Origin of the sequence: Pedobacter antarcticus, assembly GCF_900112985.1 — a bacterium.
GTDB lineage: Bacteria > Bacteroidota > Bacteroidia > Sphingobacteriales > Sphingobacteriaceae > Pedobacter > Pedobacter antarcticus.
In genome coordinates, this window is record NZ_FONS01000005.1 from 162,587 (window position 1) to 184,178 (window position 21,592).

18 protein-coding genes are annotated in these 21,592 nt (G+C 36.2%); 17 read left to right on the plus strand and 1 reads right to left on the minus strand.

The annotated features are described in order from the left end of the window. The 15 genes from BM192_RS12285 (at nucleotide 1) to BM192_RS12355 (ending at nucleotide 17,496) form a co-directional block, all read left to right on the plus strand. Nucleotides 1-1,101, plus strand: a complete 1,101-nt coding sequence (locus tag BM192_RS12285; RefSeq protein ID WP_037443148.1) for an LPS biosynthesis protein — start codon at nucleotides 1-3, stop codon at nucleotides 1,099-1,101. Nucleotides 1,102-1,132: 31 nt separating this feature from the next. Next, the gene (locus BM192_RS12290) at nucleotides 1,133-2,581 is read left to right on the plus strand and encodes a flippase (RefSeq protein ID WP_037443146.1); all 1,449 of its coding nucleotides are present in this window, start codon (nucleotides 1,133-1,135) and stop codon (nucleotides 2,579-2,581) included. After that, nucleotides 2,582-3,496 (plus strand): glycosyltransferase family 2 protein, encoded by a 915-nt coding sequence (locus tag BM192_RS12295; RefSeq protein WP_037443144.1) that lies wholly within the window; start codon nucleotides 2,582-2,584, stop codon nucleotides 3,494-3,496. Nucleotides 3,497-3,534: 38 nt separating this feature from the next. Next, a complete protein-coding gene (locus BM192_RS12300; RefSeq protein ID WP_074964010.1) occupies nucleotides 3,535-4,575 on the plus strand; it encodes an EpsG family protein in 1,041 nt (346 codons plus the stop codon). Nucleotides 4,576-4,589: 14 nt separating this feature from the next. After that, nucleotides 4,590-5,672, plus strand: a complete 1,083-nt coding sequence (locus BM192_RS12305) for a glycosyltransferase family 4 protein (RefSeq protein ID WP_037443140.1) — start codon at nucleotides 4,590-4,592, stop codon at nucleotides 5,670-5,672. Between the two features lie 2 nt (nucleotides 5,673-5,674). Then, nucleotides 5,675-6,475: a glycosyltransferase family 2 protein gene (locus tag BM192_RS12310; protein ID WP_037443138.1), complete on the plus strand. Its 801-nt coding sequence runs from the start codon at nucleotides 5,675-5,677 to the stop codon at nucleotides 6,473-6,475. 128 nt (nucleotides 6,476-6,603) lie between these two features. Next, nucleotides 6,604-7,044, plus strand: a complete 441-nt coding sequence (locus tag BM192_RS12315; protein ID WP_201771401.1) for a DapH/DapD/GlmU-related protein — start codon at nucleotides 6,604-6,606, stop codon at nucleotides 7,042-7,044. Between the two features lie 5 nt (nucleotides 7,045-7,049). Continuing rightward, on the plus strand, nucleotides 7,050-9,359 hold the full coding sequence (locus BM192_RS12320) for a DUF4838 domain-containing protein (protein WP_037443134.1): 2,310 nt from the start codon (nucleotides 7,050-7,052) through the stop codon (nucleotides 9,357-9,359). 33 nt (nucleotides 9,360-9,392) lie between these two features. Then, nucleotides 9,393-10,526, plus strand: coding sequence for an NAD-dependent epimerase/dehydratase family protein (locus BM192_RS12325; RefSeq protein WP_037443132.1), 1,134 nt, complete (start codon nucleotides 9,393-9,395; stop codon nucleotides 10,524-10,526). Between the two features lie 11 nt (nucleotides 10,527-10,537). Further along, a complete protein-coding gene (locus tag BM192_RS12330) occupies nucleotides 10,538-11,533 on the plus strand; it encodes a WaaS/CpsH family glycosyltransferase (RefSeq protein ID WP_037443130.1) in 996 nt (331 codons plus the stop codon). After that, nucleotides 11,530-12,408, plus strand: a complete 879-nt coding sequence (locus BM192_RS12335) for an NAD-dependent epimerase/dehydratase family protein (RefSeq protein WP_234797555.1) — start codon at nucleotides 11,530-11,532, stop codon at nucleotides 12,406-12,408. Before BM192_RS12330 ends, BM192_RS12335 begins: the two co-directional genes overlap by 4 nt. A gap of 5 nt (nucleotides 12,409-12,413) precedes the next feature. Continuing rightward, on the plus strand, nucleotides 12,414-13,379 hold the full coding sequence (locus BM192_RS12340) for an MraY family glycosyltransferase (protein WP_037443126.1): 966 nt from the start codon (nucleotides 12,414-12,416) through the stop codon (nucleotides 13,377-13,379). 51 nt (nucleotides 13,380-13,430) lie between these two features. Next, nucleotides 13,431-14,084 (plus strand): hypothetical protein, encoded by a 654-nt coding sequence (locus BM192_RS12345; RefSeq protein WP_074963997.1) that lies wholly within the window; start codon nucleotides 13,431-13,433, stop codon nucleotides 14,082-14,084. Between the two features lie 8 nt (nucleotides 14,085-14,092). Continuing rightward, entirely contained in the window at nucleotides 14,093-15,784 is a 1,692-nt protein-coding gene (locus BM192_RS12350) for a capsule assembly Wzi family protein (protein ID WP_037443122.1), read from the plus strand. 11 nt (nucleotides 15,785-15,795) lie between these two features. Beyond that, nucleotides 15,796-17,496 (plus strand): capsule assembly Wzi family protein, encoded by a 1,701-nt coding sequence (locus BM192_RS12355; RefSeq protein ID WP_037443120.1) that lies wholly within the window; start codon nucleotides 15,796-15,798, stop codon nucleotides 17,494-17,496. A gap of 35 nt (nucleotides 17,497-17,531) precedes the next feature. On the opposite strand, the gene BM192_RS12360 is transcribed toward BM192_RS12355, so the two are convergent. Beyond that, nucleotides 17,532-18,200, minus strand: a complete 669-nt coding sequence (locus BM192_RS12360) for a tyrosine-protein phosphatase (RefSeq protein WP_139218438.1) — start codon at nucleotides 18,198-18,200, stop codon at nucleotides 17,532-17,534. 320 nt (nucleotides 18,201-18,520) lie between these two features. Here BM192_RS12360 and BM192_RS12365 point away from each other — a divergent pair, with 320 nt between their 5' ends. Beyond that, the gene (locus BM192_RS12365) at nucleotides 18,521-19,201 is read left to right on the plus strand and encodes a polysaccharide biosynthesis/export family protein (protein ID WP_234797556.1); all 681 of its coding nucleotides are present in this window, start codon (nucleotides 18,521-18,523) and stop codon (nucleotides 19,199-19,201) included. Between the two features lie 10 nt (nucleotides 19,202-19,211). Next, nucleotides 19,212-21,581 carry a GumC family protein gene (locus BM192_RS12370; protein WP_037443115.1) on the plus strand — a complete coding sequence of 790 codons (2,370 nt, stop codon included), beginning with the start codon at nucleotides 19,212-19,214 and terminating at the stop codon, nucleotides 21,579-21,581. Nucleotides 21,582-21,592 lie beyond the last annotated feature (11 nt).

Here is a 21,592-nt window from a genome sequence, read left to right on the forward strand (position 1 = left end):
ATGTCACATAGAGAAGCAAGCACTAATTACGAAGAAAAATATACTTTAAAGGAGCTGCTGCAAAAAATCGGAGAGTGGTATAATTATCTTGTTTCAAAATGGGTAACTATAATATTATTGGCCATTGCAGGAGGAATATCCGGATTTATCTATTTTTCCTTTCAGAAGCCAGTCTACCGTGCAATTACGACGTTCGTTTTGGAGGAATCAGATAAAGCTGGTGGGGGCCTTGCCCAGTACGCAGGACTTGCCTCGATGGCTGGCATTGATCTCGGCGGCGGCGGGGGCGGTTTGTTTCAAGGAGATAATATTCCTGAATTATACAAATCGAGGTCTATGATCGAGAAAACGCTTTTGACTGAAGTTAAGTTTGGCGGTAAGCCTGGTTTGTTAATTGACGCTTACATTGATTTTAATCAGTTAAAGGAGAAATGGGCTAAAAAAAATAATATCCATGATGTTCATTTTCTTAAAATGAGTGATACTTCTTTTAGATCATCAAGTGGTAAAAGCAGGGTTCAGGACAGTCTGTTAGGTACAATAGTGAAAGACATCAATAAAAACTATCTGGACGTATCTAAACCAGATAAAAAACTGAATATTATTCAGGTGGAGGTTAAGTCTAAAAATGAAGCATTTTCAAAAATGCTGAATGAACAGCTGGTTGAGAATGTAAATGACTTTTATATCCAAACAAAAACTAAGAAGCAGTCGGCTAGTATTGCTATTCTGCAGCATAAGACAGACTCTGTACTTGCTGTGTTGAACGGAGCAATTTTCTCTGCCGCGTCAATTGTCGATGCGACACCAAATCTGAACAGTGCTAGACAGGCTCAAAGGATTGCTCCTGTGCAGCGATCGCAAGTGACCACTGAAACAAATAAGGCTGTATTAAGTGAATTAAAGAAGAATTTGGAGCTTTCAAAATTAAATCTGCTGAAGGAGACACCATTAATTCAGGTAGTTGACGCACCTATTCTTCCTTTAGAAATAAAAAGAATAAGTCCGCTCATTGGTTGTGCAATAGGAATGGTATTGGCCGCTTTTCTAACAGTGTTTTTCTTATTGATTCGGAAAACAGTAGTTGATACATTAAAATAAACAGGTTGTTTGTTGGTTTTATATAAATATTTTGAGTTTAATTAAAAAAAATTTTTTATACAATCTCGCTTTAACGATTAGTACAATCATATTTCCAATTGTCACTTTCCCTTATGCCTCAAGGATATTAGGACCAGAAGGAATCGGGAAAGTTCAATTTGTAACTAGTTTTGGGCAATATTTTGTTCTTATTGCAGCTCTGGGTATTCCGGTATATGGGGTACGCGAAGTGGCTAAATTAAGGCATCATTCCATAAAATTGAAGCAATTCTTTACTGAAATGGTGATGCTTAATTTTATTACTAGTGTACTTTTTTTGAGTGTATATCTTGTTTTAGTTATCAATATTAAATCTTTATACAAAGACTTCGATTTCTATCTGGTAGCTACCTTAATGGTTCTCCTGGGATTTTGTAATATCGATTGGTTCTTTTCTGGATTAGAGCGCTTTAAATTTATTGCTATCAGATCACTCCTGATTAAGTCTATAGCACTGATTGCCTTATTTATCCTCGTTAAACAAAAATCAGATGACATTTATTTTTTATGGATCACTATTGGAACCATGGTCTTAAATAACATCTGGAATATATGGTCAGCAAGAAGTTATCTTAATTTAGGGTTGATTAGGAAGATTTCGTTAAAAAAGCATGTTAAACCTCTAATATATATATTCAGTACAGTTGCCGCTATTAGTGTATATGCGTTCTTGGATACCGTAATTCTTGGTTTTCTGAAAGGTTATACAGACGTGGGTTATTATACGGCGGCGTCGAAGATTAACAAAATCACTATCCCTGTTTTAACCTCGCTGGGTGTAGTTCTAATACCGCAAATCTCCCAGGCGTTTAAGAGTAAAAATATGGAAGAAGTTCAAAGATTGGCGAAATATAGTTTTGATTTCGTCATTTTTTTGGGAATTCCAATGACTTGCGGATTAATAGCGTTGGCTCCTGAGTTGATTATCATGTTTTCAGGGGAGGATTTTTCAAATGCTATATTACCCATGCAGATATTTGCCCCTGTGGTGCTGATCATCGGATTAAGTAACGTGTGGGCAATTCAGATATTAACTCCAGCGGGACGAGACAGACAGGTAACGATATCAGTTGCGATCGGTGTTGTTGTCAGTTTAGTTCTTAATTTTGCATTAATACCTCATTTTGCTTACCTCGGTGCTGCTGTTGCAAACGTTCTTTCGGAATTAGCTGTCATGTGTGGGTTCGCATATTTTTCTTCATTTGTGATTCAGCGTCTTTTTAACTATAAGCTGATCATAAAAACGACTCTTATTTCGCTTACCTTTATACCCATTACTTACATTTTAAGACACTTCTTAGTATCTAACCATCTTGTTATTTGCCTCCTGTCAGTACCGTTATGTGGGGTTGTATATAGTGCAGTTCAATATTTCATTGTTAAAAATGAACTAATGATTATACAAATTGCTAACGTGAGAAATAAATTTCTAAATAAATAAATGGATGTTTCTATAATAATTGTTAATTACAATACACGGCAACTCTTACATGCCTGTATAGAGTCAATTTATGCGCAGACAGAACAAGTCGATTTTGAAATAATTGTGGTCGATAATGCTTCATCTGACGGTTCTAAAGAATGTGTTAAAACTAATTTTTCGCAGGTAAAGCTTATCGACAGTATTGAAAATCTGGGATTCGGCAGGGCCAATAATTTGGGGGTAACTTTTGCAAAAGGGCAATTCATATTTCTTCTAAACTCAGATACCTTGCTTATTAATAATGCTGTAAAAATTCTTTTGGATTTTCTCAAGCAAAATAATGAGGTAGCAATCTGTGGCGGAAACTTATATGATGTTAACCTTTTACCTGCTACTTCATTTTCACAATTGATGCCTGGGTTTGGTGCTGAATTAGATTATTTTCTGGGGAACTTGATTTCTAGATTGAAATTTGGTAAGAATCTGAACTTTAATTATACAGACTCTCCGCTGTTAGTAAATGGTTTTATTTCAGGGGCTGACATGATGATAAGGAAAAAGGTATTTCACGATGTAGGCGGGTTTGATAAAGACTTTTTTATGTATTATGAAGAAACCGAGCTTACATACAGGATTCGTAATAACGGACACAAGGTGTTTTCTGTGCCGGAAGCCAGAATCATTCATCTGGAAGGAGCATCTGAAAATATTAAAGAAAATTCGATCAAGCGATCCTTAGATAGTAAATATAAATTCTACAAGAAGACAGGTAAACTGAATCAGATATATTTATCCCATTTAATTTATCGTTTGATCGCATGGCAACGTTTAATTGCATTTTCATTATTAGGGAGAAAAAACAAAGCGATTTATTGGAAGAGTTTGCTTAAATGGGAAAATGAATCTTTTAAAGATTATAGATCAAAAAAATAGGCGGAGTTATGGTTTATTATATCTTATTTGTATTTCTTATGCTCTTGAGTATTCTAACGCAGGTTAGATTATCCAAAGAACTGAAATTACTGATATTTATTTTAGTAAACCTGATCTTAATAAGTTTCGTAGGCTTACGTGGCGATATCGAACCCGATTATGAAAATTATCTCGACATCTATAATTTTTCAAAGTCCAATCCATCAAGTTTGGGAATAGAATTTGGGTATTATTGGATAAATAATATTTTTAAAACATTAGGAATACCCTTTCAGGGTATTGTGTTTTTTATGGCAGCTGTGTCTGTTGGGCTGAAAACTTATTTTTTTAATAAATACTCGCCTAACTTCGGGCTTTCTTTATTAATCTATTTTACAAGTTTGTTTTTTCTATTTGATTTCATTGCTATAAGACAAGGAATTACACTTTCGATATTTATGGTTAGTATTCCATTTATATATCAGCGTAAGTTTCTTCCCTTTTTGCTACTAATGCTAATAGCAGCGCAGATACATGTCACGGCACTTATTCTAATTCCAGGTTATTTTTTGTTCAATATCAAGTTTTCGCAAAAAATCCTGCTTGCCCTGGTTGCAGTGTGTAGTGTTATTAATGTATTCAAAATAACTGTCCCTCTGGTAGAGATGGCTTTAACCGTTGTTTCTGTGCCAGGGGTATCTGCAGATAAAGTAGCCGTGTATTTAGCCGAGAAAGAATACGCCTTTGTGTCGGTCAAACAGATCTTATTAGGTTTTATTTTCATATTTCTTAAGTTTAGATATAAACCAAAAGACGAGATGATTAATCTACTCGTCAATTTGTTCGTTTTTGGAATCTTATTAGGCACTGTCTTAAATGGCTTGCCGCAGTTAGCTTATCGCATGAAATGGTATTTCTTCTGGACGGAATCGATTCTTCTGGTCCACGTAATAGATTACCTTTCTAAGGGAAGCCTGAAAACCACATATTTATTATATGTTGTGATATTTGGAGTATATGGGTATAGTCTTTATAGTCTTCTTGCTGAAGTTGCGGGAAGAGGCGACTATATTTTTCCATATAAAATCTTCTTGCAATAGTACTACTACAAATCATGGAAAAAATTTTAATCTATTTTAATAGTATGCATCCCGCGGGAGGTATAGAAAGAGTTATCGCAACGTTAAGTGACAAACTAAGTGTTAAGTACGATATTACAATTCTTGTCAAGGATGAGCCTAATTCATTCTATAGACTTAATGAATCGGTAAAGATCGTCACGCTTAATAATGAGCTTAAATTTAATATGCATAATAGAGTAAGTAGAATTTTTGCTGCATTTAAAAATGTTGTGCGCAATTCAGGAAAGTTGAAGGCCTACCTTAGGTCAAATCAGTATGATTTCTATTACCTGGCACATCCATTAAGCGTACTTGAGTTTAGCCTCGCTGGAAGTGATATGCGTAAGGTCCTTATTACAGAACATGGTGCGAAATCCGCTTACAACCAAGTATATAATCTCATTAAAAAGGTGCTTTATAAAAGGTGTAGAACATATATTGTTCCGACAAAGACAGATACTGAATTATATATCAAGGATGGTATGCCCGCAATCTGTATTCCTCACTTCCGATCGAATTTGCCATATTCATTGGCGTCAAAAACTAACAAGAGAGTTTTAAACGTGGGCCGTTTTACTCCCGATAAACAACAAGAAATTCTGTTAAAGATCTGGAGTAATATAATTTACAAACGTGGGTGTAAGGATTGGACGCTGGATATAGTAGGAAGCGGTGAATTAGAAAAAGAATTAAGGGAGCTTGTAGCAAAATATAAACTTGAAGAGTTTGTTAAGTTTAATGCTACAACTAAGTTAATTGAGACCTACTATGAAAGTGCGTCGATTTTTGCTCTTACATCAGTTAGCGAAGGATTTGGAATGGTTCTGCTTGAGGCTATTTCCTTCGGCATACCATGCGTAAGTTTTGACTGTCCCTCAGGACCGAGGGATATTATCGAGAATAATGTTAATGGATATTTGGTACCGTTGAATGATTCAGGGAAATTTGAAAATAAATTGTTTGAATTAATTCAGAGTAAAAATCTAATTACTGAAATGGGTAACAATGCGTATGCTCGAAGCAATGACTGGTCAGACGAAGTGATCTTAGAAAAATGGTTTAAAATATTAAGTTAAAAATGAAGATCTCTGTAATAATACCAATGTATAATGCCAGTTTATCAATTAGGAAGTGTCTTTATTCGGTATTAAATCAAACCTTCGCTGGTGAACTTGAAGTTATAGTCGTTAATGATGGGTCAACTGATAAGTCTCTTGATATTGTTAACAATATAATTGATAATCAGCTAAAGGAAAATATCAGTATAACTATAATTAATCAGAAGAACTCAGGGGTTTCGAAGGCCAGAAATGTTGGAATGATGCAATCAACTGGAAAGCTAATTGCACTGCTTGACTCTGATGATGAATGGCTGCCACGAAAAATAGAACGGCAAGTCGAGATATTAAACGATAATAATTTAATAGACTTTTTGGGATGTAGTAGAAATAATGAAAATCTAAAAATATTGGGCAAGGAAATTAGCACACTTCATAAAGCTTCGGTAAATGAGTTACTTATTAAAGTTTATCCACAAACATCTACAGCTATTTTTAAAAGAGAACTATTTGAGAAATTCGGCGGATATAATGAACAAATGACGCATGGAGAGGATGCTAATCTCTGGGTTCGCTACTGTGCTAATTCAAATTTCTACTATTCACCAGAGTCATTAGTTTTTACTGGAGATGGCAAGCCAAGTTTTGGTCATAGCGGTCTTTCTGCCAATTTGAAAGCCATGCAACGAGGGAGTGAGTTAACACTAAAAGAGGCTCGTTTAAATCGGTTAATAAGTTTGCCATTTTATTATGCTGTATACGCATTCAGTAAAGTGAAATATATAAGAAGGATAATAATAACTAGTCTAAGAAAAATATGATATATAAGTTGTACTGGGGCATAATAACATTGTGTTACGCGCTATTTTTTAGGAAATTTTCATTTCCTTCACATATTGGAGTGCCGATTTTCACATTGGGTTTAAACCGAGTTACCGTTAACAGGAGGGTGAGAATACTACCGGGGTTACGGATAGAGACGCACCATAACGGGACCATAGAATTTGGAGAAAATATCTCTATAGGACAGAATTTTCACATTACATCTGCAGGAAGTTTAGTGATAGGTAGTAATACCACAATTTTGGGGAATACATTCGTGACAAACATTGATCATGATTACCAGGAAATTGGAAAACATATACTTGAGCAAAAAATGATCGTCAAAGAAACACGCATAGGTAATAACTGCTTTATCGGGTACGGAGTAGCAATTCAAGCTGGTACGATATTGGGTGATCAATGTATTGTTGGTGCAAGCTCAGTTGTAAGAGGTGTTTTTCCTGATTATTCGGTAATAGTGGGTATACCTGCGAAAGTTGTAAAGCGATACAATAAAACGACACTAAGTTGGGACAAGACAAATCCAGACGGTACATTCTTGAATTGAAGAATATGAGGAAATTATTATATACTGGATTAATTGTACTTGTGTGTTTAACTTTAAATGCACAGAGTAGTCTGACGTTGACAAACGAAGGTAAAACCCTGTATTCTATTGTACTTCCGTCGTCGGCAACTGTCTCTGAAATAAAAGCTTCCCAGCAGCTTAAATATTATTTGGATAGCATTTCGTCTTGTAATTTTAAAATAATCACGGAGTCTGAAGTTGATGCCGGTAGTACGCAAAATTTCATATTTATTGGAAGCACAAAATTTCTTAAGAAAGAGGTTAAAGCTGGAGAATTACAGTCTTTGGAGAATGACGGAGTAATGATTAAAAGAAGCGGCACTAATTTACTCCTTTACGGTGAGGGAAAAAGGGGAACAATTTACGCAGTATATGAATTTTTATCCCGTAATCTAGATTGTAGATGGTGGACACCTGAAGTTAAATACATTCCTGAGAGAAAAAATATAGTATTATCGGATATAGATTATTCTTATTCGCCGCCATTCCGTTACCGTAGTCATTTTACTTATAATTCACTAAATGGCGAAGAATATTCATTATCGCTGCATGAAAATGGAGATCGGTTACCCCTGGATCAAACGTCTGGTGGTTCGATAAGTATACTTGGATTTGTACATACATTTAGCGTCATATTACCTCCTTCAAAGTATTTTTCGACCCATCCGGAATGGTATAGCGATCCAAATAATAATGACCTGCCCTCGACTATAAAAACACCTTTGCCAGCTCCTCAGGCTACGCAATTGTGTTTGACTAATAAAGAGTTACAAAAACAATTTATAATTAATACCCTCGAATGGATAAGAGAAAACCCAACATATGACATTGTATCTGTTTCTCAAAATGATAATAGAGAATATTGTAAATGTGATAACTGTCAGAAAGTTATAAAGGCAGAGGGATCTGTTTCCGGATTGCTCATGCAGTTTATAAATAAAGTTGCACAGGCAGTAGAATTAAAGTACCCCGAAAAAAGAATTGAAACTCTAGCCTATTATTCAACAGAAAAGGCACCTGCAATAACTAAACCTCGCGCGAATGTGATTATTCGTTTTGCACCGATTGATGCAGATGTCGGTCATTCTATTAAATCGGAAAATAATGCCAGAGTAAGAGATAATATAACTGAGTGGGCTAAGCTATCAAAAGATAACTTCTATTGGGGGTATCAGTCAAATTTCGCACATCCGCTATTGCCGCATCCTGGCCTACACCATCTCAGGGAGGATCTTCAATTTTTATTGAGTAATAACTTTAAGGGTGTATTCATAGAAGATAATACTAACCCGGAAGGTTACGGATATTTTACTGATATGCAAGCTTGGGTAACTGGACGTTTGCTATGGAATCCTAATTTAAATTACAAAGATTTGGTTAATGAATATATGGATGGTTATTATGGAGCGGCCTCTGAATATATCAAATCTTATTATTATCTGGTGGAAAAGGAATATTTGGAATCAGGGTCCAGGTTAAATACATTTAATGAAGATGTTTCTTTTATTACGCCTTCTGTAGTAGAACAAGGATTGTTACTTTTTAATAAGGCATTAAGTGCAGTTTCAAAAGATCCTTTATTGCTATTACGCGTTAAAAAAGAAAAAATTTCATTAGAATTTACCGCAGTATATCTATTTCCTGGTCAGAACTTTTCTGAAAGAGAAAAGGCTAGTTCAAATTCTATCGCATTAGCTGGCCAGAATCAAATAGATTTGTTTATTCAGAATTTGGAAACCTTTACATACGATAATATTTATGTTAAAAATGCTCTTCATACATATAGAAATGTCTTAAGAGCAGATTTGGAGAAAAAACATAAAAAATATGTTTCGCTTTATGGAAATAAGTATATTCTTCAGCAGGATAAGTTCGATTTTTATCAGGAGGGAAGGTTGGCAGAAGTTGTTTCCGATGTAGAAGCCTCTGATAAAAAAGCAGCCAGCATTCTTGGGTCTACAAATGAATGGGCCGTTCGGGTCAACTTGAATGGGTTTGACGAAGCGATTTTTAAAGAGAAGGTTAAGATAAATTGCTTTATGAAAATTAACTTAAACGCTGAAAATCGTAAAATCGATCAAAAAAGTACTGTTTCAGTCGGAGTTTATGATGAAGTACACAAAAAATATTTAATTTCGAAGGAAATTCCAATTGCAGATTTAATTGGGGGCTACCGGAAAGTATCATTTGGCAAAATGTACTTGATGCCAAATTATATTATTTGGTTTTCAGTAAACGCTCAAAACAAAGAAGTTCAGAGATTTTTGATCGACAAGGTTGAACTTGAAAAATAAATCAGTAAGGAAATAAATAGGTATAGGTAATAAATGAAAAATATATTAATAACAGGTGGGGCGGGGTTTATAGGGTCCAATTTAGCTTTAAAATTAATTTCTAAGGGTTATCAGGTGACAGTACTTGACAATTTATCTCCACAAATTCACGGAGAATATCCAGATAAAAGCTCTGGGTTATATAATCAAATTAAAGACAAAGTCAACTTTATAGAAGGATCCGTCACTTCAAAGAGTGATTGGATGTTGGCAATTAAAAATCAGGACGTAATTGTTCATTGCGCTGCTGAAACAGGGACAGGACAGTCAATGTATGAAATTGAAAAGTATGTAAACGTTAATATAAACGGCACGGCTATTATGTTGGATATACTTGCAAATCAACCGCATCAGGTTAAAAAAGTGGTAGTGGCGTCTTCCAGGTCCATTTACGGCGAAGGGAAATATAAACATGCTGATTTTGGTTTCATTTATCCTAAGCATCGTACATCTGGTGATATGGATACCAAGCACTTCGATGTTAAATATTGCGGCTGTGATAATCTCGAACTCGTAGCAACTGATGAAGAGTCTAAAATTCATCCGTCATCTGTATATGGAATAACTAAGCAAAATCAGGAACAGATGATTATGACTGTATGCCCGACTTTAGGCATTGCACCAGTTGCTTTCCGTTACCAGAATGTTTATGGTCCGGGTCAGTCTCTGAAAAATCCATATACCGGTATATTGTCGATCTTTTCCACTCAGATAAAAAATGGTAAGGGTATAAATATATTTGAGGACGGTAAAGAAACCAGAGATTTCGTTTATATCGATGATGTCGTAGATGCAACAATACTTGGAATAGAAGAAGATGCTGCTGATGGAGAAATATTTAATGTTGGGACAGGAGTTCCCACTGATATAATCAGCGTTGCCAATGGATTAATCAGTAATTATGGTATTGATACAACTGTAACAATTACTGGTAAATATAGAATAGGAGATATCCGACATAATTATGCCGATCTAAGTAAAATTAGAAGTAAGCTTGGTTTTGAACCTAAATATTCTTTTGATAAAGGTTTGAAGAATTTTACTGAATGGGTTGCTACGCAGGAAATAGAAGATGATAACTATGCGAAATCTATCGAAGAGATGAAATCACGGGGTTTATATAAATAACTGGTTTACAAATGGAAGATCTTTGTGGTAAAAGCATTTTGTTTTTTTGTCCAACTTTTTTTGATTATGAAAAAGAAATCAAAAAAAATTTGGAGAAACTTGGGGCAACTGTTATCTGGTTTGACGACAGGCCATCAAATGATTTTTTTTCAAAAGTTATTTTGCGACTCAATAAGAACTTTATCAGTTCTAAAATTGAGAAATATTACGACTCTATATTAAACGATCTGATTGCAAAAGGGCAACCTGTTGATTATGTTTTTTTTCTTAATCCTGAGTCTATAAATCTCAGAAGTATAAAAAAAATCAAGAAACAGTACAGCCAGGCTGAATTCATATTATATATGTGGGATTCTCTAAAAAACAGACGCAAGACCCATGAGTTACTACCGTTTTTCGATAGAAAATTTACGTTTGATGCACAGGATGTAAAACCTTATAGCATGGTTTTACGACCACTCTTTTTCATTGATACTTATAAATCTGAAATAATAAGTCCTGTTTATGACCTTTTGTTTATAGGAACGGCCCATACTGACAGGTATAAGTTCGTTAAGAAAATTATAGCTGCAACCAATAGTGCTAAACTCGTTGTCTACCCTTATTTTTTTATGAGTAGTAAAATTCTTTTTATAGCTAAAAAGATTGTTGACTCTGATTTTCGGCAGGTCGTATATAAAGACATCTTATTTAAATCTCTAAAACACTGTGATGTTTCTAATTTGATAGCTCAATCTAGTGCAGTTTTAGATATTAATCATCCCAAACAGTCTGGTCTTACAATGAGAACTTTTGAAACAATGGGCTCTCAACGAAAGTTGATTACAACAAATTCCGATGTGAAAAATTACGATTTTTATCAGGAGAGTAATATTTTAGTGATTGACAGAAAAAATCCAGTTATTGATATGGAATTTTTCAAAAAACCTTTCGTTCCTTATTCAGAATCTGTGCTAAATAAGTATAGTATAGAAGGATGGTTACGAACAATCTTTAATTTATCATGATTTTATTAACCGGCCATTCAGGATTTTTAGGTACTGAGATAAAAAAAAATCTGCAAGCACAAATAGTTACTTTAGGTAGGGGGCAGGCTGATATCCAATGTGACCTTTCTAAGTCATGTCCTGAGCTGCCGGCTGTGGATCTGGTTATTCATTCTGCAGGTAAGGCCCATTCCGTGCCCAAAACGGCTGAAGAAAAACAATCGTTTTTTGATGTAAATGTAAAAGGAACAATCCATTTATTGAACGCACTAATACATAATCCTCCCAAATCTTTCGTGTTTATCAGTTCAGTTGCTGTTTACGGAAAAGATAGTGGAATTGATATCTCTGAAAATGAACCGCTTGCAGCTACAGAACCATATGGCAGTAGTAAGATTGAAGCGGAAGAGATTGTAAAAGAGTGGTGTGACAAAAACCATGTGAGTTGTGCAATCTTAAGGCTACCTCTTATTGCAGGTCCTAACCCACCTGGCAATTTAGGCGCGATGATTAAAGGTGTAGCAAAGGGCTATTATTTAAATATTGCTGGTGGAAAGGCTAGGAAAAGCGTAGTTTTGGCTCAGGATGTCGCGCTTATAATTGAAAAAGCCGGACAAATCGGTGGTACGTATAATTTAACAGACGGTTATAATCCGTCTTTTGCCGAGCTTTCTGAGAATATTGCCGGACAACTGGGAAAATCAAAACCAAATAATATCCCTCCGTTTATAGCGAATTTAATGGGTAGGATTGGTGATTTAATTGGTGAAAAGTCACCTGTTAATACAAATAAAATACGAAAAATAACTTCGGACCTGACTTTTAACGATAGTAAGGCCAGAGAATTTTTGAAATGGAAACCCACTCAGGTATTGGAAGGGTTTAAAATTAAATAATATTTATGTCTTTAGTTTCGGTACTCATAGCTCTTGCTCTTCTTTTTCTGATTGAACTTATTTACTTCCGTCTTGCAGACCGTTTTAATATTATTGACAAACCTAACCACCGCAGTTCCCATACTGCCATAACTTTAAGAGGTGGTGGCATTATCTTTTCTTTATCCCTATTGCTATATCCACTTTGGTTTGGATTGCAATATGAATATTTCCTTTTAGGACTTTTAGCAATTGCGTTCATCAGTTTTATGGATGATATGAAACCCGTCAGCAATAAAATACGGATCGTATTTCATTTGCTGGCAGTTGCGCTAATGTTTTATCAGCTTGGGTTGTTTGAATTACCATTTTACTGGACAGTTCTTGCCCTGGTATTAGTTATCGGAAGTGTGAATGCAATTAATTTTATGGATGGCATTAATGGAATAACCGGACTTTATGCGCTGGTTACCCTGCTGACACTTTATTATATCAATCTGCATTTTACAGCATTCACAGAGTCTTCCTTTTTAATGGTTGCTATTCTTTCTGTGATTGTTTTTAACTTTTTCAACTTCAGGAACAAGGCCAAGTGCTTTGCAGGAGATGTAGGTAGTGTAAGTATTGCTTTCATTCTCCTATTTTTCATCCTTGCGCTAATTATCAAGACGGAAAATTTCAGTTATTTGCTGCTGTTGTTGTTTTATGGGCTGGACACAGTAACAACCATAATCTTCAGGTTAATCCGTAAAGAGAATATTTTCGAGGCACACAGAAGTCATTTTTACCAATACTGGGCCAACGAGCGTAAATACTCGCATCTGCTGGTATCGGGTATTTACGGTATAGGACAATTGCTGTTTAATGTGGCTCTTGTGCTTTGGTTACCTTATTCCGTACTGAATATAGTACTTGTACTCCTGGTTTCAGTAGTGCTGTTCACTGCGTTACGTTTTCTTACAGAAGGAAAAGTACGATTATTAGGGCACTAAATTTGCTCGGCAAATGGATTTGCTTTTAGCAATTCATCTTATATCTTAAATATGATAAAAAAAGTACTCTGTATACTAGCTTTACCCTTCTTTTTTTCCTGTGCGAAGAGTGTAAACAGCGACGTTGAGGTTTATTCGAATGACTTTCAAAGTGGCGATCTGACCGGTATAACCAAAGCTGAAATTGGAACATTTAATGGAGGCAAAGTTTTAGGGCAGTTTAATAATGGAGGTTTCGACCTCGCTTTAAAGGACCTGCCTGCTCATGATATGGTTGAAGTAACCTTTGATCTTTATATCCATGATAACTGGGATGGAAATATACAAATGCAGGATAACGTTGCCGGACCTGATATCTGGAGAATGCAGGTTGATGGTAAAACATACATTAATACTACATTTTCTAATGCTGAGTGTGTTCCTGGTAATATTTGCCCCCCTCAATCTTATCCTGCAGACTATCCAAATAATAACCAGAATCCAAGAGTCGGATCAGTTAATGTCAAACTTCCAGGTGTCTGCGCGCAGGCGAAAAGTCCAACCGGAACATCTTTGTATAAAATCAAAAAACGTATTGCTCATACTTCTGCCAGCTTATTGATTCAATGCGACGACAAGCTGCTGCAGAAAAATGTTAGCGATCCTAAATGCGACGAGAGCTGGTCAGTGGATAATATTAAAGTCAGGGTTATTAACCTCAAATAAGAATTTTCATGAGATATTTAAAAATAAGCCTTTCTATCCTGCTATTTTGTGTTACGGGACAGATTGGTTATACACAGACTATCCCGGTAGGCACACCTGGAATAGAAGATTACTATCGGAGGGCACAGCTGATGGGTCTGGCAGATTCTTCGGTTTCTTTTATGATCAGGCCAATTTTACCGAAACTAAGTTTTAAGGCTAAAGATGTTTTCTATCCTGATTCTTCGGAAACAAGGTTTAATCTAATGGATGTCGAAAGTGCTTTTACTTCCAAAAACGGTAAACTTAAAGTCAGTTTATTACCTTTAAGTGTACAAACACAATTCAACTCACACCACCCTTATGGATGGAATGACGGGGCTATGATTCCTGCCAAAGGATTGCAGGGTCTAGTAAGTGCGGGTGTTTATCTGGAGTATGGAATATTAAGTATTCAGTTCCGCCCAGAGGTTGTATTAGCCACAAATGATAAATTTGATACGTTTGATAAAGATCATTATCCAGTTATTGCAGCCAGATATTATGATTTCTATAATAATATAGATCTACCAGCGAGATTTGGTAATGGAGAGTACTCAAAAGCATATTGGGGGCAAAGTAGTATCCGGTTAAACTATAAGGATGTTTCCTTCGGTTTGTCAACAGAGAACCTGTGGTGGGGGCCGGGAATGCGTAATTCATTATTAATGAGTAATAGCGCACCTGGTTTTAAACACCTTACTTTGAATACCCGCAAGCCGGTTAAGACTGCAATCGGTTCATTTGAAGGGCAAATCATCGCGGGAAGACTGGAAAGTTCCGGTTTCGGCGTATTGGAGCCAGAAAGAGACTTTTTTGGAGACAACTTATACGTCCCTAAAGGGAATGAGTGGAGATATCTTTCCGGCCTAGCTGTAACATATCAGCCGAAATGGGTTCCGGGCTTATTTTTAGGCTTAACCAGAAGTGCACAGTCCTATCATCAGGACCTAAATAGTTTCGGTGATTACCTGCCTTTCTTTTCCGGAACTAAAAAAGTTAATGCAGACGAGCCAACAGAGCAAAGAGATACTCGCAGCTCGGTATTTATGAGATGGTTATGGCCGGAAGAGCAGGCAGAGATATATTTCGAGTACGGAAATGATAATAATAAGGGAAATAACCGTAACCAGATGCTTGAGCCCGCAAGGAATAGAGCTTACATCTTCGGAATGCGTAAAATGATTCCTTTCAATAAGAGTCGCAATGAGAATTTATTATTCAGCATCGAAGCGACACAAATGCAAATGACTTCTCCGGAGGATATTCGTTCTGCCGATAGCTGGTACGTAAATAAACACGTCAGACATGGTTATACAAACAGGGGTGAAGTATTGGGTGCAGGTATTGGCCCAGGTGGCAATATGCAGTCGCTTGATGTTAGCTGGGTAAAAGGTCTGAAACGTTTAGGTATACAGTTGGAGCGCTATGTGCATAATAATGATTTCTACTACTATGCTTATGAAGATAGTCTTGATCCGAGGAGACATTGGGTAGATTTTAGTCTGGGTTTTAATGGAGAGTGGAATTATAAAAACTTCATATTCAATGCCAAATTGCAAGGGATTAAGTCACTAAATTATCAGTGGTACCTGCTGCAAAAGCCCGGGGATATTATCTGGGTAAATGGTCGTGATGCTTTCAATTTACAAATGCAGGCTGGTTTAACCTACCGCTTCTAATTCGCTATTACATGAATAAGATATACAAAGTAATTTTTGCCATCGGGCTTTCAGTTTTAGCAGGTAAAAATGCATACACGCAGACTGTGCCGGTAGGCACACCTGGGCTGGAAGATTATTACCGTCGCCAGCAGTTATTAGGTAAACTAGATTCATCAGTTTCCTTTTCCATTCGTCCTTTGATGCCGTCGGTGGCATTTAAAGTCAGGAATGTTTTCGATCCTGATAGTAGTCTGGTTAATGAAGGAATCACGAAGTCATCGGGACATTATCGTTTTGCTAATGGACATGGAGAATTTCAGGTTCTTCCATTTACATGGCAGAATCAATTCAATTCTCACCATCCTTATGGATGGAATGATGGCGCGATGATTCCTGCAAGAGGTTATCAAACGATGGTTAGTGGAGGGTTTTATGCGAAGATAGGACCGTTAACTATTCAGTTAAGACCGGAATATGTCTACGCTCAGAATAGGAGTTTCGATGGTTTTGCCGAAGGCCGGAGCGATGCGGAACTTAGTGATTATTATACATTTTATAATAAAGAAGATTCTCCTGAGCGTTTTGGTAATGGGAGTTATAATAAATTATTCTGGGGTCAGAGCAGTATCCGGTTAAATGCAGGACCTATGTCCTTGGGCCTGAGTAATGAGAATTTATGGTGGGGGCCGGGTAGAAGAAACTCTATAATGATGACTAACAATGCGCCTGGTTTTAAACACCTTACTTTAAATACAATAAAACCAATTCGCACACCAATAGGTTCATTTGAAATGCAGGTTATTGCTGGGAAGCTGGAGAATTCAGGATTTACACCTTTGAACGTTACTGCTAATTCTACAGGAAGAGAATTATTTAAGCCATATAGAGATGACGAAAGATATTTGACCGGGTTTAACATCAATTATCAGCCGAAATGGATCCCTGGTTTATTTTTAGGTTTTACAAGGGACTTTATGTCTTACTACGACGATCTGAATGGTTTTAAAGATTACTTTCCTTTTTTTACCCCAGTTCAGAAAGTTAATTCCGGGATTGACGGAGACCCGTTTGACCGGGATCAAAGATTATCATTTTATGCGCGCTGGTTGTTTCCAAAAGCTCATGCCGAAGTTTATTTTGAATACGGTGTAAATGACAATGCATATAACCTGAGAGACTTTGCCGGATCGCCGGAACATAGCAGATCATATATTTTTGGATTCTCGAAGATGATACCTTTGAAATTGAAAAAAGACGAATTTATAGAAGTTAATGCAGAAATAAATCAGATGTCGCAGACTGTTGACCGGTTGGTGAGACCTGCAGGTGGATTTTATCAGCATTATCAAATCAGACAGGGCTATACCAATCTTGGGCAGGTACTGGGCGCAGGTACAGGCTCCGGAGGTAATTTGCAATCTTTTGATATCAATTGGGTAAAAGGCCTGAAAAGTATAGGTTTTGGATTTGAAAGATTTGAACACAACGCAGATTTCTATGAAGAGTACATTGAAGATCTGAATAGTAACAGCAGAAGATGGGTTGATTTTGCATTTGCAGCAAAAGGAACCTGGAATTATAAAAACTTAATTTTTAATGCAAAACTCCAGGGAATCAAATCCCTGAATTATCAGTGGAAAATGAAAGATCCTATACCTGGAGGATATTATATTCCTAATAACGATGTCTTCAATTTTCATGGAGAATTAGGGTTAACTTACCGTTTCTAAATCCTACAGAAATTAAAAAATGAAAGCTTGCTACCCTAGGGTAGCAAGCTTTCATTTTTTAAAAGGCCACTGTCTACTAATCTGTTGAAGTGTTTAGAGGAAGGAACCTGTTTCAATGTTTCTATATGTCTGAGATGATGTGTATCTGTTCCAAAGTAATCAATCATATCTGCTTCAATTAATTTCTCTGCGATTTTTTTAACATGCTCACCATAATGTTTGGTTAGCGACAGCGCATTCACCTGTAGATCAACTCCCATTTGTTTGAGTCGTTTGTAATAACCAAAGTCTCTATGAAAGAACAAATACCTTTCCGGGTGTGCCAGAATCACCTGGTACCCTTTAATACCTAAATCAAAAATAGTTTCTTCCAGATCGTGTGGGCGTGAAATCTGACTAAATTCTACTAAGATCCGATTATCCTTCATCGGCATTAGCTTCCCAGCTTCCAGTTGTTCCTGAAATTGCCCGTCTAAATAATATTCCGATGAAAGTTCTAGCGTAATATTTTCAGGGAGTTTTCCAGCTAATGACGCGTGCGCACTCTGTAAAATTTCTGATGTATTCGGGTGTATATCCTGGAGTGTATGTGGGGTCGTAATGAAGTGGTGAAATCCCAACTCTTTTAGCCCGGTGAGAAGGGCAATACTGTCTGTAACATCCTTTGCTCCGTCGTCTACGCCGGGAATTAAGTGGGAATGCATATCTAAGCCGATTTTACTGAAATCGGAATGGGAAGGTTTATTTCGCTTGAAGAAGAACATGGAATGGGTTGATTTATTTTACATTCCTAAGATAAATAAAATTATTTCTAAATTCCGGTATGGTAATTGCTTATTGCAGCGAAACTACCAAATGTCTAGTTGAAACGTCAAAAATAGTCTCATTTCGAGTATATTTGGAGGAAATTATTGTACAAAAAGCGCTAATGAAAAGAAACATCTACTTATTAACCATAATCTTATTTCTAAGTTCTTGTGGTGTCAAGTATAAGTCTGTACCCTATTTCCAGGATCTCCCACCTATGGAGAATGTACAGGAAGAAATACAAAATAATGCAGTTCTGAAGATTCAAAAGGACGATATTCTAGGTATCACAGTCTCAAGTTTAAACCCCGAAGCATCTGCTATCTTTAATATGGGTAACACCAGTTCTGCTCAAGGAACTTCGGCTAGTAATATAAATCCCGCTTTAACAGCTAATGGATTTCTAGTGGACAAAAATGGACGTATTCAATTACCCCTCGTCGGATCCGTTTCGGTCGATGGGCTAACTACTACTTCTGCTCGAGAATTGATTCAAGGCAAGTTAACTACTTATCTTAAAGAGCCTGTCGTTAGTTTACGGTTAGTGAATTTTAAAGTCTCTGTTTTAGGAGACGTTGCTAGACCCGGCGTATATCCTGTACAAAGTGAGCGTGTATCTGTTGCTGAAGCTCTGAGCATGGCTGGCGATTTAAGTATAACAGCACTGCGCAATAATGTGTTGTTAATTCGTGAAAATGAGGGAAAAAGACAATATATCAGATTAGACATGCATAGTAAGGAGATATTTAATTCCCCTTACTATTACCTTCAAAATAACGACGTTCTTTACATTCAACCCGGTAACGCGAAGTATGCTAGCGTGGACTCAAGTTATCGAAATGTGAGTATTATTCTCTCAGCCCTATCTGTAATTGCGCTAATCATTAGCCGTTTTTAAAATATCTATAATGACTAACCAAAATAATACTAACCAAAATAACGAGGACGAAGAACAAGGTTTGAATATTAAAGAGTTACTTGGTAAATATTTATACCATTGGCCATTATTCGCAATTGGTATAATATTGTGTATAGGCATCGCTTTTTTTTATCTCAGATATAATAGTCCTATTTATCTTGTCAATTCAACCTTGTTGATTAAAGATGACAAAAAGGGGGCGACTGCAGGCGCTGCAGACTTATTAAACGAGCTAGATATGTTCGGATCTACAAAAGTAGTAGATAATGAGATTGAAATATTGAAATCTAAGACGTTGATGCGAAAAGTTGTTGATCGCTTAAATTTGTCTGTTACTTATAAATCTGAGGGACGTGTTATTGATTCCGATATTTACACAAATAAACCTGCAAATATTACTGTAGTTAAAATAGACAGTAGTATATATGGTGTGCCGTTAAACTTGACATTTCCATCAACTACAACCTATCAGTTGGAAGATAAAGAAACTGGAAAAAAAGCTGGTGGTTTAATAGGCCAATTACAAAGAAATATTTTCGGAGTTTATAGGGTCGATCTTATTTCAAATCCAATTAAATTCCAGAATTTGTCAATTACTTTTTCTGATCCACAAATTGTCACCGATGGCTTTTTAGCTAATCTAAATGTTGTTCTTTCATCTAAACAATCAACTGTTTTAAATTTGAGTTTTGAATCTAATGTTCCTCAGAAAGGAATGGACGTCTTAAATACCTTAGTTCAAGTTTATAACGAAGCAGCGTTAACGGACAAGAATAGAACTACCCAAAGCACAATTCAGTTTATAGACGAGAGGTTGAAGCTAATAAGCGGAGAATTAACCGAAGTAGAGAAAGATGTAGAAGGTTTCAAAAGTAGTAGAGGTTTGACTGACATTAGTAATGATGCAAATTTGTTTTTGGATAACGTTAAAGCTAATGATGCCAAATTGAATGAAGTAGAGTTGCAAATTAGTGTAATTAATGATGTACAGCGTTATGTTAATTCAAATTCAGCACAGGAAAAGCTTCCCAGTACACTGGGGATAAATGATCCTGTTCTACTGAGTCAAATCAATCAGTTGTCAGAGCTACAATTGCAAAGAGATCGTTTACTCGCAACTACAACAATTGACAATCCGTTAGTACAGCCTATTATAAAACAGATCGAGACAACCAGAGCTGGAATAAAGGCCAACATTCAAAATATATCCAATTCACTAAATAATACTAAAAATAGTTTACAAGGAAATAATTCCCAATTTCAAGGATCTATTAGAAAAATACCAGGTCAAGAACGGCAACTAATTAGCATTAAGAGGCAACAGACAATTAAGGAAACTTTATATCTCTATTTACTTCAGAAGAAAGAAGAGGCGGCATTATCATACGCTTCCTCGGTTGCTGACAGCAGAATAGTGGATCCGGCTTATTATGGTAAGCAACCCATCAAACCGAAAAAGCCGCTTATTATTCTCGTGGCCTTTATTATGGGAATTATATTGCCTGCAGGTTATATCTATGGGAAAGAAATTATTAATAATAAAATACAGAATAAATCTGATATTTTAAACATTACCTCGGTACCTATTTTGGGTGAAATATTCTTCAATGAAAATTCTGGTGCCATCGTTGTGGATTCAAAAAGCAGAACGGCTATAGCTGAACAATTCCGTTCAATCCGTACTAACATGCAGTTCCTGCATGGAAAAGCTACTCCAGGACGCGGAAAAGTTACCCTGTTAACATCTAGTATGTCTGGCGAAGGAAAAAGCTTTGTAACTAGTAACCTTGCTACAGCAATGGCTATAAGTGGGAAGAAAACAGTTCTACTTGAGTTGGATTTACGTAAACCAAAGGTCAGTCAGTATCTAAATTTAACGAATAAAAGAGGATTGAGTAATTACTTAATAGGCAAGGCTGAGATAAATGAAATTATTCAATCATCAAATGTTCATCCCAACTTTTTCGTGATAGGATCCGGTCCGATACCACCGAATCCTTCTGAGCTGTTAGTAAATACTGAAATAGAAGTTCTACTGGATTATTTAAGAGGAAATTTCGATGAAATATTTATCGACACACCTCCAATCGGATTAGTAACCGATGCACAAATTCTGTCGCGTCTTGCTGACGCAACGCTTTACTTAGTCCGTCAGGGTGTAACATATAAGGAACAAATTAATAATCTAAACTTATTATACAGGGCTAATAAATTCCCTAAAATGAATGTAATATTAAATGGAGTTGTAGTCGATGGAAAATATGGCTATGGCTATGGCTACGGATATTATTCTGATGATGTTACACATGAAAAGTTCAATCTTAAAAAAACGATTAAGTCGCTATTAAAACGACTTTAAATATTATATAA

What these genes read in the sequence shown, in the direction of transcription:
- BM192_RS12285 (WP_037443148.1), top strand. Translation starts at nt 1, where the DNA reads ATGTCACATAGAGAAGCAAGCACTAATTACGAAGAAAAATATACTTTA.
- BM192_RS12295 (WP_037443144.1), top strand. Translation starts at nt 2,582, where the DNA reads ATGGATGTTTCTATAATAATTGTTAATTACAATACACGGCAACTCTTA.
- BM192_RS12300 (WP_074964010.1), top strand. Translation starts at nt 3,535, where the DNA reads ATGCTCTTGAGTATTCTAACGCAGGTTAGATTATCCAAAGAACTGAAA.
- BM192_RS12305 (WP_037443140.1), top strand. Translation starts at nt 4,590, where the DNA reads ATGGAAAAAATTTTAATCTATTTTAATAGTATGCATCCCGCGGGAGGT.
- BM192_RS12310 (WP_037443138.1), top strand. Translation starts at nt 5,675, where the DNA reads ATGAAGATCTCTGTAATAATACCAATGTATAATGCCAGTTTATCAATT.
- BM192_RS12320 (WP_037443134.1), top strand. Translation starts at nt 7,050, where the DNA reads ATGAGGAAATTATTATATACTGGATTAATTGTACTTGTGTGTTTAACT.
- BM192_RS12325 (WP_037443132.1), top strand. Translation starts at nt 9,393, where the DNA reads ATGAAAAATATATTAATAACAGGTGGGGCGGGGTTTATAGGGTCCAAT.
- BM192_RS12330 (WP_037443130.1), top strand. Translation starts at nt 10,538, where the DNA reads ATGGAAGATCTTTGTGGTAAAAGCATTTTGTTTTTTTGTCCAACTTTT.
- BM192_RS12335 (WP_234797555.1), top strand. Translation starts at nt 11,530, where the DNA reads ATGATTTTATTAACCGGCCATTCAGGATTTTTAGGTACTGAGATAAAA.
- BM192_RS12340 (WP_037443126.1), top strand. Translation starts at nt 12,414, where the DNA reads ATGTCTTTAGTTTCGGTACTCATAGCTCTTGCTCTTCTTTTTCTGATT.
- BM192_RS12345 (WP_074963997.1), top strand. Translation starts at nt 13,431, where the DNA reads ATGATAAAAAAAGTACTCTGTATACTAGCTTTACCCTTCTTTTTTTCC.
- BM192_RS12350 (WP_037443122.1), top strand. Translation starts at nt 14,093, where the DNA reads ATGAGATATTTAAAAATAAGCCTTTCTATCCTGCTATTTTGTGTTACG.
- BM192_RS12355 (WP_037443120.1), top strand. Translation starts at nt 15,796, where the DNA reads ATGAATAAGATATACAAAGTAATTTTTGCCATCGGGCTTTCAGTTTTA.
- BM192_RS12360 (WP_139218438.1), bottom strand. Translation starts at nt 18,200, where the DNA reads ATGCATTCCCACTTAATTCCCGGCGTAGACGACGGAGCAAAGGATGTT.
- BM192_RS12365 (WP_234797556.1), top strand. Translation starts at nt 18,521, where the DNA reads ATGGAGAATGTACAGGAAGAAATACAAAATAATGCAGTTCTGAAGATT.
- BM192_RS12370 (WP_037443115.1), top strand. Translation starts at nt 19,212, where the DNA reads ATGACTAACCAAAATAATACTAACCAAAATAACGAGGACGAAGAACAA.